The organism is Gaetbulibacter aquiaggeris (genome assembly GCF_044003965.1).
Classification (GTDB): Bacteria; Bacteroidota; Bacteroidia; order Flavobacteriales; family Flavobacteriaceae; genus Yeosuana; species Yeosuana aquiaggeris.
Genome location: NZ_JBAWKC010000001.1, coordinates 1,456,824 through 1,470,744, shown reverse-complemented (window position 1 = coordinate 1,470,744; position 13,921 = coordinate 1,456,824). Strand labels below are relative to the sequence as shown.

The following is a 13,921-nucleotide window of genomic DNA, read 5'->3' as shown; positions in this document are numbered from 1 at the left end:
TGCAAACATACAACCCTTTTTTGTCTTATCACAACCTTTTTTCTCCCTTTTTTTGAAAAGTTTTTTTAATGAGATTTAACTCCCTAAAAACCCGTTATTTATAATATAAATGCTTTGAAATCATTAAAGAATTATCTCAAAACAAAACTTAAACACACTATAAAAATCATCTTATAACGTATACTAAAAGGAGTGGTTCGAAGAAAATATGCGTTAGGGATGGTAGCGACATCCTTTTGTTTAGCAAAAGATATAGTGAACAGCCCGACCTTGTGGAACAAGGTAACGCCCAAATTGAAAAAGATATTCAATGTTTTATCAGGTTTTTATTGAATTGTTGTTTTGATCTATTCTTTTCAAAGAATAAAATTATACCTATATATATATTGTATGTGTATTTTTATACTACTATCTTTGCCACCTGAATTTAATTTATTTCAATGATACAGATAACATTGCCTGATGGAAGTGTAAAGCCGTTTGAAAAAAACGCTACACCTATGGATGTTGCTAAAAGCATAAGTGAAGGGTTTGCTAGGAATGTCATATCCGCAAGCTTTAATGGGACAACTATTGAAACGGGGACTCCTTTAACAACTAATGGCTCATTAGTTTTATATACATGGAATAATGATGAAGGTAAAAAAGCCTTTTGGCATTCATCTGCGCATGTTTTGGCTCAAGCTCTAGAAGAATTGTATTCCGGTATTAAGTTAACCATTGGACCTGCCATTGAAAATGGCTTTTATTATGATGTTGATTTTGGGGAACATACCGTTTCAGAAAAAGATTTTAAAACGATTGAAGATAAAATAATTGAAATTGCCCGAGGTAAACACACCTTTAAAATGAGAGCCCTTTCAAAAAAAGAGGCCTTATCCTTATATAAGGACAACCCTTTTAAGACTGAATTAATTGAAAATTTAGAAGACGGCACCATTACGTTTTGTGATCATTCTACGTTTACGGATTTGTGTCGTGGAGGGCATATCCCAGATACAGGTATCATTAAAGCTGTTAAAATATTATCTGTTGCAGGAGCCTATTGGAGAGGAAATGAAAAAAACCCTCAGCTTACCCGTGTTTATGGTATTTCATTCCCTAAACAAAAGGAACTTACAGAATATTTAAACTTACTTGAAGAAGCTAAAAAACGTGATCATAGAAAATTAGGTAAAGAGCTTGAACTTTTTGCTTTCTCTAAAAAAGTGGGTCAAGGCTTACCTTTATGGTTACCAAAAGGGGCTGCTTTACGTGAGCGCTTAGAGGATTTTTTAAAGAAAGCACAAAAGAAGGCAGGTTATGAAATGGTGGTTACACCACATATTGGTCAGAAAGAACTATATGTAACGTCTGGTCATTATGCTAAATATGGAGCTGATAGCTTTCAACCTATAAAAACACCAAAGGAAGATGAAGAGTTTCTGCTAAAACCTATGAACTGTCCACATCATTGTGAAATTTATAACAACAGTCAGTGGTCCTATAAAGATTTACCAAAACGATATGCAGAATTTGGTACTGTTTACAGATATGAACAAAGTGGTGAACTCCATGGATTGACAAGAGTCCGAGGTTTTACTCAAGATGATGCCCATTTGTTTTGTATGCCAGAACAACTTGATCAAGAATTTAAAAATGTTATTGATTTAGTATTATACGTTTTCGGATCCTTAGGATTTGAAAATTTCACTGCGCAAGTATCGGTACGAGATCCTGAAAATCCTGATAAATATATTGGTGATGTTGAAAATTGGGAGAAAGCGGAACAAGCTATTATTAACGCAGCTAAAGACAAGGGTCTTGATTTTGTAATTGTAGAAGGTGAAGCCGCCTTTTACGGTCCGAAGCTTGACTTTATGGTAAAGGACGCGCTTGGAAGAAAATGGCAACTTGGAACGATTCAGGTCGATTATAACTTACCAGAGCGTTTTGATTTGACTTATAAAGGCAGTGATAATGAACTTCATAGACCTGTGATGATTCACAGAGCGCCTTTTGGAAGTATAGAGCGATTTATTGCCATTTTGTTAGAACATACTGCCGGTAATTTCCCATTATGGCTCATGCCTAAACAAGCTATTATTTTGTCTATTAGTGAGAAATATGAAAAATACGCCGAAAAAGTTTTAAATTTGCTAGAAAATAACGAAATTCGCGCCCTCGTTGATAATAGAAATGAAACGATTGGTAAAAAGATTAGGGAAGCCGAAATGCAAAAATACCCCTATATGATTATTATTGGTGATAACGAGGAAAGTGAAAATAAAATATCAGTAAGACAACACGGAGGAGAGGATTTAGGATTAATTTCAATTGAAACCTTTTCAGAAGTGATAAAATCAGAAATAAGCAAGACGTTAAAAGCGTTTTAATATAAGTTTAATTTAAAAAGATAAAGCCATAGCAATTAGAAGACGACATGAACCCAAAAGGGTTTCACAAGAGGATAAACATAAGATAAACTCTAAAATTACAGCACCTAACGTTCGATTAGTAGGAGAGAATGTTGAAATAGGTGTATATTCTACCAGAGATGCTGTAAAGATAGCAGACGAGCAAGGGTTAGATCTAGTAGAGATTTCTCCAAATGCTGATCCTCCGGTTTGTAAGGTTATGGATTATAAAAAGTTTCTTTATGAACAAAAGAAACGTGATAAGGTAATTAAAGCGAAAGCTACGAAAGTGATTATCAAAGAAATTCGTTTTGGGCCTCAGACAGATGACCATGATTACGAATTTAAAAAGAAACATGCTGAGAAGTTCTTAAAAGAAGGTGCAAAACTAAAAGCTTTTGTGTTTTTTAAAGGAAGATCCATCATATTTAAAGAGCAGGGACAAATTTTATTATTAAAACTTGCTCAAGATTTGGAAGAGTTTGGAAAGGTTGAACAGATGCCTAGATTAGAAGGTAAAAGGATGACCATGTTCCTAGCTCCAAAAAAATAAAAATCCCTGAGAAATCAGGATTTACAATAATTAAGCGAAATAATTAAACCTAGGAGAAGAAGATGCCTAAAATGAAAACAAAATCTAGTGCCAAAAAACGATTTAAGTTAACCGGTACTGGTAAGATTAAAAGAAAGCACGCTTTTAAGAGTCACATCTTAACAAAGAAGTCAAAAAAGCGTAAGCTAGCGTTAACTCACAGCACTTTAGTAGACAAAAGTGATGTTAACAGCATTAAAGAACAATTACGTTTAAAGTAGTCAGTTCTGGTTAAAACAAATTAATAACCCTGGAGTTAGGCTAAATATAAAAGAGGCTATTGATAGTCCGCCTACTACAAAAAAAATTAAAAAATTATGCCAAGATCAGTAAATTCTGTAGCAAAAAGAGCCCGAAGAAAAAAGGTTCTTAAACAAGCAAAAGGCTTTTTTGGACGTCGTAAAAACGTTTGGACAGTAGCTAAAAACGCGGTTGATAAAGCGATGTTATATTCGTATAGAGACCGTAGAAACAAAAAGAGAACATTCCGTGCATTATGGATCACGCGTATTAACGCAGGAGCCAGACAATACGGATTGTCATATTCTCAATTTATGGGAAAATTAAAAGCTAATGAGATTGAATTAAACCGTAAGGTTTTAGCAGATTTAGCTATGAATAATCCTGAGGCTTTTAAAGCCGTAATAGAGAAAGTAAAATAAGGCGTTTCGCCTATTGTTAAACATATTATATTCGCTTAATAAATCCGGTTCGAAAGAATCGGATTTTTTTATTTGTTATAGTTAAGAAATTCAACTAAATTACCATCTTAACTTTTAATATATATGTCATTATTAAATATTGGAAGACGAGTAATTTTTTGGTCACTTGATTTCATAAAAGGTAGTCCTATTAGAAAACATTACCATGAAATTGAACAAATCATAAGTAATCCAAATTCTAAAAAATCAATTGAAAGACAAAAAGAGCTTTTAATTAATATATTGAACCATGCAGTTTATACAACTCCATTTTATCATGCGTACAAAAAGTATTCCTCAATAAAGGATTTTCCAATTATAAAGAAAACTGTCATTCAAAATAATTTTGATTCCTTTAAATCTGAAACTTACCGAAATAAAAAACAATTTAAAGTTTCGACGAGTGGTTCTACAGGTGTCCCTTTTTTTCTATTCAAGAATCAAAATAAAAAAGATAGAAATAGTGCTGATGCAATCTATTTCTTTAAGTTATGTGGTTATAATATTGGAAATCGTCTTTATGAATTGGAGGTTTGGCGCGAACATAATAAAAAAAATGTTTTAAAATCATGGATGCAAAATATTGTTCAATTTGATATAACTAAACTTACAGATTCTAAAATCTTAATGCTATTCAACAAACTTGAAAAGTCAAAAGAAAAAATTACACTGCTCGGATTTTCATCAGCTTTTGAAACTATCGCACAATTCATTGAGAAGACTAAGTATTCTTTTGAAAAGAAAAATATTTCTTCAGTAATAGCTAATTCAGAATATTTAAACGCATATACTAAGGATACATTAAATAAACATTTTAAAGTTCCCGTATTGTCAAGATACTCAAGCGAGGAAATTGGAATTATAGCGCAACAAACCTTTAAGTCACAAAATTATTTTATTATAAACCATGCTAGTTATTTTTTAGAAATTTTAAACTTCGAGAGTGAAACCCCTACTAAGCCCGGAGAACTTGGAAGAATAGTCATTACAGATTTATTTAATTTTTGCATGCCCATTATTAGATATGATACTGGTGATGCCGCCAAAATCATAATAGATGAAAGTGGCGTTACTAAATTTGAACATATTGAAGGTAGAAAAATGGATATAATATATGACTGTGAAGGAAATATGATTTCATCATTTATTATTTATACAAAGTTTTATAAGTATTATCATTTATTACGACAATATCAATTTATTCAGGAGAGTGAAAAACAATATAAGGTGAAACTGAATGTTTATGAAAAATTTCCTTTTGAAAAGGAATTAATTGAAGATATTAAAAATGATTTCGGGAAAAACGCTATTATTTCAGTCGAATATACAAATGAAATACCTCCATTATCTTCTGGTAAAAGGAAAAAGGTTATAAGTCATTACAAAAAAACTCGTTTTAATTAATAAATTAATACAATTAGTATTTAATCCGATTTTAATGTTGTCTTAACCTATAATTAAAGAATTAAAAAATTAATTATCTGTAAATAAGCTATTTAAAGCTATTTTTTTACTTTAAAATAAACAGAATGAATATATCCATTTGTCGAATAATAAAGAAGATGAGCTAATTTTTTGTAGTCTTTTACAGCTTTTAAATATATTTAACATAATTTCCTTTAACAATATTAAAATATAAGGAACGATAAAGAGCTATTAATTAATTTTTAAACAAATTATTATGAAAAACAAGTGTATTAATTTTTATTCCTTACTTTTTGGGTTTATTCTAATTTTAGGGATAACAAGTTGTGAAACGGAATCTTTAGATCAAAATACGGCTTCCGAAACTTTAAGTTTAGATGCGAAAAATGCGTTGAGTAAAACATCTTCAGCAGTGAGTTTTGATTTATCACAAAACTGTGATTTTACGATAACCGATTTATTTGCTGGCCAAAACATTTTAGTTGGTAATGTATCTGTAAGCGAGAATGGTGACAACTATGAGATTACGTATAATATAACAGACAGCGGATATTGTTTATCTTCTACTCATTTATCTGTTGTTACTTCTCCAGAATTATTTCCTATCAATAATGGAGGTAATCCTGTAAACGGAGCGTTTGAGTTCAGTATGACACATGATTGTATTTCATCTTACACCTATACAGTACCAAAATCAAAAGGTCAATACATAGCAGCGCATGCAGTAGTAAACTGTAAAACAACAGAAGCTTCAAATGAAATATTTTTAGCTAATATTCCGAGTACAGCATACGGTTGTGTTACGGCAAAAGGAGTTGACGCCATAGATAGTTATTTTAATATTAATATAAGTTCTGCGGGTATTTTGAATGGAGATTATGATGCTTGGTGTGTTGATTATGATGCAGATTTAGGTGATGGACATTGTTTTGATGCAGATGTTTACACAACCTTGGATGATTTAACATCAGGACCTTTTGAGTATCCTGAAACTTTTGGTTCTGTTAACTGGATTTTGAATCAAGATTTTATAAGTCAGGGTTATACCTTTGCTGAAATTCAATATGCCATTTGGAGACTAATAGAAGGAGAGGCGCTAGCTAGTAACTTCTATGGCCCTATAGATTATGCGAAAGCTAGATATTTACACCAACTGTCCTTAAATTATTCAGACTACAAACCTGTTTGCGGAGAGCAGTTAGGTATCATTCTAGTTCCTCGAGATGGATCTCAATCCATAATCATAGGAAAAACCATCGAATGTAATGAAGTTGGTGAATGTGAAGAAACTGCATGGGGAGCCGGTTGCGATTTCCCTGGCAATAACTGGGCAACCTATTTCCATTATTCCAATGGAGCTCAATAATAAAAAATTATTTTAATATAAAAAAATCCGGTTCGAAAGAATCGGATTTTTTTATACAATCTAGTTAACTTAAGTTATAAACAGAAATAGTACTTTTGCCTTCGAAAATAATCTTGTATGGATTTATCACAAATTAAATTAGTTGTCACAGATATGGATGGCACTTTACTAAATTCTAACCATGAAGTTAGCACACAGTTTCTTGAATTATTTAAACAATTGAAACAGCATCATATCATTTTTGTAGCAGCCAGTGGCAGGCCGTATTATGGGATCACTGATAAGCTCAATGAAATTAAAAGTGAGATTATCATCGTAGCAGAAAATGGCGGTATTGTGGTTGATAATGACAATATTTTATTGTCCATTCCTATTAACAAGAATAATCTGCATAAAATTGAAGACTTAATTTATTCCAATTTCCATATTCACCCTATTTATTGCACGAAATCAAAAGCTTATTTCAAGAGTAATTCAAATGGTTTTATAAAATTACTATCAGAATATTATCCTAATTTTTCTGTAATCAATTCTATAAATGAAATTGAAGAAGATATTATAAAAATAGCCTTGTATCATCATGAAGATTCAGAAAAACATATCTTTCCGCTATTTGAGAATTTAACTACTGAATATAAAATCATCATTTCGGGAAAGCACTGGGTAGATATTTCAGATAATTATGCCAACAAAGGCAATGCTGTTGAAATGTTACAAAAAAACTACAATATCTCAATGGAAGAAACGATAGCTTTTGGCGATTATAATAATGATATTGAAATGTTAAAACGCGCTTCATTTAGTTTCGCTATGGAAAATGCCCATCAAAATGTAAAAGATACAGCTCATTATAAAACAAAAAGTAATGATGATTTTGGTGTTGAAGTCATTTTAAAAGAATTAATAAAACAAAAGAAAGCCTTTTTTAATCAATAGAACGCAACCCTTTTTAGTTATAGTTATCTATAAATAAAAACTTAATTATGAATTTGAAATTTTTAACATCAATCATTTTAATTGTTATTAGCACAAGTTGTTCTATCAATAATGAAGATGATATACCACAAGTTTTAAGAAGTGAATGGCATTTAAAAAATGTAAGCGGTGGTTTATAAGGCGTTAATAATGATTTTGTTTTTAATCAGGTAATTTGGATATTCAATGAATCACAAAGTTCATTAACTGTTTTGAACAATAACACTAATGCAGTTGAGGATGGTTTAGATTCAGGGACTTACAGGTATGATCTATTAGATGATGGCAAAAATATTTTTCTTATTATTGATGATAATGAATTTGGAGGTTTAACACTTTCGAATAATATTTTAACCATTGATCAAAACCTTAGAAGTACTGGAACAGGTGCAGATGGTTTTATTTACTCCTTTCAATTAGTTCAAACGATTGAATAAAGAGCAAAAAAAAAGTTATGTTTTCTGTTTCTTTTTTCTTGCTGCTGGAAACAATACATTGTTTAAAATAAGTCGATAACCCGGTGAGGTTGGATGCAAATCTAATTCAGTTTTAGAGTCGCCTACCCGATGCTGATAATCTTCAGGATCATGACCTCCATAAAAAGTAAAGAATCCCTTTCCTTTAATTCCGTGAATATATTTCGCTTCTCCATTCGTTTTATTCTCACCCAATACTAATACGTTCGATTTTATTTCCTCTCTTGTAAAGGCGGTTGTTTGTCCCATAAAGCCTTTTACTAATGCCGTATGATTTTGACATAACATGGTTGGAATTGGATCCCATTTTGCAGAAAAATCCATTAACGAAAAATAATCAACAGATCTTGTTACTATTCCCATTCTTTTTTGAGTCATATCAATTGTGGAAAACTCATAAACTGATGGATTTCTTTCCAGTTTAAAATCTGTAAAAGCAAAGGTTTTATTATAATCTATTTTACTTTGGTAATTAGCATCGCTACCATCTCCATCAAACATAGGTTCACAAATATCAATACCTTCAGCTGATAAAGCAATATCAAAGCTATCAGCAGCGCTGCACATAGCGAACATGAAACCACCTCCTATGACATAATCTCTTATTTTTAAAGCAACATCTAATTTTTCTTGTGAAACTTTACTATACCCTAATTTGGTTGCCAAAGCTTCTGCCTCCTTTTTTTCCTGAATATACCAAGCCGCAGATTTATAAGCTCCATAAAACTTACCGAACTGACCGGTAAAGTCCTCATGATGCAAATGCAGCCAGTCAAACGCTAATAAGCCGTCATTCAATACTTCTTTATCATAAACCGTTTCATAAGGAATTTCGGCATAAGTTAAAACCATAGTCACCGCATCATCCCAAGGTTGTTTTCCGTACGGAGTATATACAGCAATTTTAGGTGCTTTCTCCAAAATAACGGCTTCCATATTTTGACTTGGGCTATTTATTTCTTCTAAAATAGATTCTGTTTTTGAATCGGAAATCACTTCAAAAGAAACACCTCTTATTTGACATTCACGCTGAATATCCTCGGTATCCGGCATTAAAAAAGAACCTCCTCTATAATTCAGCAACCATTTTACTTTTAATTGCTTTTCAAGTACCCAATAGGTAATTCCATAGGCTTTCAAATGATTCCTTTGCATTTCAGCATCCATGGGGATAAGTATATAAGATGCAAACGTTTTAACTGAAAAAAAAACTAGAAACACAAAAATAAGGGTCCTTTTCATAGACCGAAAGATACTTAAAAATTAATGTTGTACGACATGCTTTAAGGAATTATTAAGCATTAAAAAGGCACTTCATTATCTTCATCTTCGTTAAAAGAACTACCAAAGGCTTCGTTTGGACTTGCCTTAAAGTTATCGGTCTTAAAAGTATCATCATTAGCCGCCGCATTCATTTTACTATGAAATTCAAAAGGAGAATCAAAATCATCCAAATTATCAAACTTACCTAAATGACCCACAAATTTTAAACGGATGCTATCAAGCCCACCGTTTCTATGCTTGGCGACAATAAATTCTGCTTGTCCTTCAGTAGGTGAGCGTTCATCATCATCCCATTCATCAATTTTGTAATATTCTGGTCTGTAGATGAATGATACAATATCTGCATCTTGCTCAATCGCTCCTGATTCACGTAAATCACTTAATAATGGTCTCTTGCTTCCACCGCGTGTTTCAACCGCACGGGATAACTGAGATAAAGCAATCACCGGAACGCTTAGTTCTTTAGCTAAGGCTTTAAGGTTTCTGGAAATAGTTGAAATTTCTTGCTCTCGATTCCCTCCTTTTTGACTTCCCCCGGCAGTCATCAATTGCAAATAATCAATAATTATCAATTTAATTCCGTGTTGAGAGGATAATCTTCTTGCCTTAGCACGTAGATCAAAAATAGAAAGAGAAGGCGTATCATCTATATATAAGGGGGCCTTTTCAAGTCCTTTAACTTTAACATTTAGTTGCTCCCATTCGTGTTTTTCAAGACGACCTGTTCGCAATTTTTCTGACGACAAACCTGTTTCACTAGAAATTAATCTGGTAATTAACTGAACAGAGGCCATTTCTAATGAGAAAAATGCGACAGGTATATTATGATTAACCGCTATATTTCTTGCCATAGACAAGGTTAAAGCCGTTTTACCCATACCAGGTCTCGCTGCCACAATAATTAAATCGCTCTCTTGCCAACCAGAAGTTAACTTATCAAGTTTATCAAATCCTGATGGAATACCACTTAAGCCTTCTTTGTTTGATATTTCTTCAATTTTCTTTTTAGCCTGTATTACTAAACTTTGTGCCGTCTCACTAGATTTTTTAATATTCCCTTGTGTAACTTCATATAATTTAGCTTCGGCATTATCTAATAAATCAAAAACATCTTTGGTTTCATCATAGGAATCTTCAATAATTTCACTTGAAATTTTAATTAAACTCCGTTGTATATATTTCTGTAAAATAATCCGAGCATGAAACTCTATATGTGCTGATGAGGATACTTTTTGAGTTAAAGAAATGAGGTAAAAATCACCTCCTGCCAATTCTAATTTTGAGTTTTTCTTTAATTGGGTAGAAACGGTTAATAAGTCAACCGGTTCACTATTTTCAAATAACTGAAAAATAGCTTCAAAAATATGTTGATGTGCTTCTTTATAGAAGGCTTCAGCACTTAAAATATCAATAACTTCATCAACACCTTTTTTATCAATCATCATTGCTCCCAACACAACTTCTTCTAAATCAAGTGCTTGTGGTGGTATTTTTCCTTTTTCAAGACTGATAATTGTACTTCTATCTACTTTATATCCCTTAATTTGATTAGGCTGTTCCATGGTAACGAAAGTAATTAAAATGAGAGTGTTTTAAAAGAAAAAATGACTTATGATTATGCACCGTTCATTAACATTCTAACTGTTAATAACTTAAAAAAATTGTCAATAACCATAAAAAAATCTGAAACAAAATGCTTCAGATTTTACTATCATATGATTTTAAAAGGATTAGCCTTTAAATACTCCCATATTTAAATATTTGTCCATGCGTTTTTCCACTAATTGTTTTGGTGATAAGTTTTTAAGCGTCTCATAAGTCTTTGAAATAGCATTACTAACTATCACAAATGTTTGCTCTCTATCTCTATGTGCGCCACCCAATGGTTCTTTTATAATTTCATCAACCAACTTAAGTTTTTTCATGTCTTTTGCTGTCAATTTCAATGCTTCTGCCGCTTGTTCTTTATATTCCCAACTACGCCATAAGATACTGGAACATGATTCTGGAGAAATCACTGAATACCATGTATTTTCTAACATCAAAACAACATCCCCAACACCTATTCCCAAAGCACCTCCAGAGGCACCTTCACCAATAATCACCGTAATAATTGGAACTTTTAGGCGTGTCATTTCTAATATGTTTCTGGCAATGGCTTCACCTTGCCCACGCTCTTCAGCTTCTAATCCCGGATAAGCTCCAGGTGTATCCAAAATAGTAACCACAGGGATGCCAAACTTTTCGGCTGACTTCATTAAACGTAAAGCTTTCCGATATCCTTCAGGGTTCGCCATTCCAAAATTTCTATACTGTCTTGTTTTTGTATTATAACCCTTTTGCTGACCAATAAACATATAACTTTGATCGCCTATTTTACCTAAACCACCAATCATAGCTTTATCATCTTTAAAGCCTCTATCGCCATGTAATTCTAAAAACGATTCTCCGCAAATGGCTCTAATATAATCTAATGTATAAGGTCTATTGGGATGACGAGACATCTGAACACGTTGCCAAGGCGTTAAGTTTTTATAAATCTCCGTTTTAGCAACAATTAATTTCTTTTCAATCTGAGTGCATGTTTCAGTGACATCGACTTCACTTTCTTCTCCAATCAATTTACACTTTTGCAACTGATCTTCAAGCTCTTTTATAGGAAGTTCAAATTCTAAATATTCCATAAGAATTTCTAGTTATATTTTAGTTAGTATACAAATATAAAAACTTTAATTTTGATTCACATCTAAGAACCTTTTCTTTTTAGTAATCTCTTATTTTTTAATAGCCCGTTTAACATGACTGTAATTAGAATTATTGCCGCACCGTAATAAAAATTAGCACTCATTTTTTCCTTTTCAGGAAATAATATAATGGCTAATATAATTCCGTAAACCGGCTCTAAATTATAGCTTAAAATAACCGTAAATGGACTGATTACCTTCATAACATAAACCGCTGCTATGAATGCATAAGCCGTACAAATAGATGCCAAAATAAATAAATAACCATAATCTGACATACTTAGTTGGAAAAACTCCAATGAAAATCCGTCATAAAAAAGTAGTATAAAAAGCGTTATAAAAGCAACTCCACTTATAAATTCATAAAAAGATATCGTCGTCGCCGTGTGTCTCTCTAAAAATTTAGCATTCAGCACTGCAAATAGTGAAGAGAGAAATGCCGAAGAAATGCCCAAAATAATCCCTTTAAGATATTTTAATTCACTTTGTGTGATGATAAAAATCCCTACAACAACAAGGATTCCAAAAATAATTTCATACCAAATTATTTTGCGTTTAAAAACTATGGGTTCAATGATGGAAGCGAAAAAAGCACCCGTTGAAAACATGGCTAAAGCAATAGAAACATTTGATACATCGATGGATCCAAAAAAGGTTATCCAATGCAGGGCAATAATAAAACCTGCAATAAAAAGTTTAACAACTGCTTTTGGAGAAATACTAATATCAGTCTTTGATACTTTAATATAAATAAACACCAATATAGTAGCTATCAACATCCTAAACCATACTAACGGTACTGCCGGAATGGTAATTAATTCTCCTAAAATAGCTGTAAAACCCGCAATAAATACCAAAAAATGAAGATGCAGGTAACTTTTAATCTTATCGTTTAGCATTCCTTAATAGATAAAATGCTAAAATACCGAAAACCATGTTAGGAAACCATACCGCGATGAATGAAGGAAAATTAGATTGTTCTGCCAATACACCAAAAATTTTATCGAAAAAAACAAAAACCATAGCGATACAAATACCTATGGCTAAATTCACACCCATTCCTCCTCTGCGTTTAATTGACGATACAGCTACGGCTATTATGGTTAATATAAAGACAGAAACAGGTAAACTCCATTTTCTATATAATACTAATTCATAACGACCAATGTTTGAAGAACCTCTTTTCTCTTCCTTTTCTATAAATTTTGATAATTCTGAATAAGGTAATATTTCTGCTATGTAAATAACTGGAGTTAAATCTTCTACATCAAATGGAAATAAAGTGTCTTTACTTCTTTCAAAAACTAACTCATCTTCTAAATTACCTACGGTTCTTTTCACATAGTCAACTAATCTGTAAGTTGTATCTTTCGCTATATATTTAATGGTTTTGGCACTTATTTTATACTTCAGCTTATTATCTTCAATATGCTCCAAAGTAAAATTAATACCTTGCTTATTATTGATGTCAAAACTGCTTACATAAATAAACTCATTATCATTGATTTGCCTAAATACATTAACATCTTGCGTCGTCTTTCTATTTGGATGTAAATATTTATATTCAAATTCATTAAAACCTTTACTCGCTATTGGAGCAAGATACATACCTAAAAACAAAGCCAATCCACCAGTAATTGAGGCACCAATGATATAAGGCCTTAAAAATCGAGAAAATGAAACACCAGAACTTAAAAAAGCAATAACTTCAGTATTATTCGCTAGCTTAGATGTAAACCATATAACAGATAAAAATAAAAAAAGAGGAAATAGTAAATACGCAAAGTAAACAGTGAAATTTAAATAGAAAATCACAATCTCTTTTAAAGGCACTTCATTCTCCAATAATTTTCCAATCTTTTCTGCCAGATTAACTGTAATTCCAATAGGAATAAACAGTAATAGCATCATGAAAAATGTGAACAAATAGCGTTTTAATATGTACCAATCCAGAATTTTCAT

General features: G+C 32.0%; 14 protein-coding genes. 9 read left to right on the top strand and 5 right to left on the bottom strand.

Annotation, left to right across the window (positions count from 1 at the left end; all coding sequences use genetic code 11):
• Window positions 1–440 precede the first annotated feature (440 nt).
• The 9 genes from thrS to V8G56_RS06360 all read left to right on the top strand — a co-directional run bounded on the left by thrS (window position 441) and on the right by V8G56_RS06360 (window position 7,892).
• Window positions 441–2,375, top strand: a complete 1,935-nt coding sequence (gene thrS / locus V8G56_RS06400; protein ID WP_395437589.1) for a threonine--tRNA ligase — start codon at window positions 441–443, stop codon at window positions 2,373–2,375.
• Window positions 2,376–2,403: 28 nt separating this feature from the next.
• A complete protein-coding gene (infC, locus tag V8G56_RS06395) occupies window positions 2,404–2,949 on the top strand; it encodes a translation initiation factor IF-3 (protein WP_395437606.1) in 546 nt (181 codons plus the stop codon).
• A gap of 62 nt (window positions 2,950–3,011) precedes the next feature.
• A complete protein-coding gene (gene rpmI, locus V8G56_RS06390; RefSeq protein ID WP_331631193.1) occupies window positions 3,012–3,209 on the top strand; it encodes a 50S ribosomal protein L35 in 198 nt (65 codons plus the stop codon).
• A gap of 96 nt (window positions 3,210–3,305) precedes the next feature.
• On the top strand, window positions 3,306–3,650 hold the full coding sequence (rplT, locus tag V8G56_RS06385) for a 50S ribosomal protein L20 (RefSeq protein ID WP_331631191.1): 345 nt from the start codon (window positions 3,306–3,308) through the stop codon (window positions 3,648–3,650).
• 123 nt (window positions 3,651–3,773) lie between these two features.
• Complete coding sequence (locus tag V8G56_RS06380) at window positions 3,774–5,093, top strand: phenylacetate--CoA ligase family protein (protein ID WP_395437588.1); 1,320 nt, start codon at window positions 3,774–3,776, stop codon at window positions 5,091–5,093.
• 277 nt (window positions 5,094–5,370) lie between these two features.
• The gene (locus V8G56_RS06375) at window positions 5,371–6,480 is read left to right on the top strand and encodes a hypothetical protein (RefSeq protein ID WP_395437587.1); all 1,110 of its coding nucleotides are present in this window, start codon (window positions 5,371–5,373) and stop codon (window positions 6,478–6,480) included.
• Window positions 6,481–6,597: 117 nt separating this feature from the next.
• Window positions 6,598–7,416 carry an HAD family hydrolase gene (locus tag V8G56_RS06370; protein WP_395437586.1) on the top strand — a complete coding sequence of 273 codons (819 nt, stop codon included), beginning with the start codon at window positions 6,598–6,600 and terminating at the stop codon, window positions 7,414–7,416.
• 47 nt (window positions 7,417–7,463) lie between these two features.
• Entirely contained in the window at window positions 7,464–7,595 is a 132-nt protein-coding gene (locus V8G56_RS06365) for a hypothetical protein (RefSeq protein ID WP_395437585.1), read from the top strand.
• 72 nt (window positions 7,596–7,667) lie between these two features.
• Window positions 7,668–7,892, top strand: coding sequence for a hypothetical protein (locus tag V8G56_RS06360; protein ID WP_395437584.1), 225 nt, complete (start codon window positions 7,668–7,670; stop codon window positions 7,890–7,892).
• A gap of 15 nt (window positions 7,893–7,907) precedes the next feature.
• Here V8G56_RS06360 and V8G56_RS06355 read toward each other — a convergent pair whose 3' ends face one another.
• From V8G56_RS06355 to V8G56_RS06335, 5 genes are all read right to left on the bottom strand, one after another.
• Window positions 7,908–9,098, bottom strand: coding sequence for an asparagine synthetase B (locus V8G56_RS06355; RefSeq protein ID WP_395437605.1), 1,191 nt, complete (start codon window positions 9,096–9,098; stop codon window positions 7,908–7,910).
• A gap of 134 nt (window positions 9,099–9,232) precedes the next feature.
• On the bottom strand, window positions 9,233–10,777 hold the full coding sequence (gene dnaB / locus V8G56_RS06350; RefSeq protein ID WP_395437583.1) for a replicative DNA helicase: 1,545 nt from the start codon (window positions 10,775–10,777) through the stop codon (window positions 9,233–9,235).
• Window positions 10,778–10,945: 168 nt separating this feature from the next.
• Window positions 10,946–11,899: an acetyl-CoA carboxylase carboxyltransferase subunit alpha gene (locus tag V8G56_RS06345; RefSeq protein ID WP_395437582.1), complete on the bottom strand. Its 954-nt coding sequence runs from the start codon at window positions 11,897–11,899 to the stop codon at window positions 10,946–10,948.
• 62 nt (window positions 11,900–11,961) lie between these two features.
• The gene (locus V8G56_RS06340; RefSeq protein ID WP_395437581.1) at window positions 11,962–12,858 is read right to left on the bottom strand and encodes a DMT family transporter; all 897 of its coding nucleotides are present in this window, start codon (window positions 12,856–12,858) and stop codon (window positions 11,962–11,964) included.
• Entirely contained in the window at window positions 12,845–13,921 is a 1,077-nt protein-coding gene (locus tag V8G56_RS06335) for an LptF/LptG family permease (protein ID WP_395437580.1), read from the bottom strand. The genes V8G56_RS06340 and V8G56_RS06335 overlap by 14 nt, the downstream gene beginning before the upstream one ends.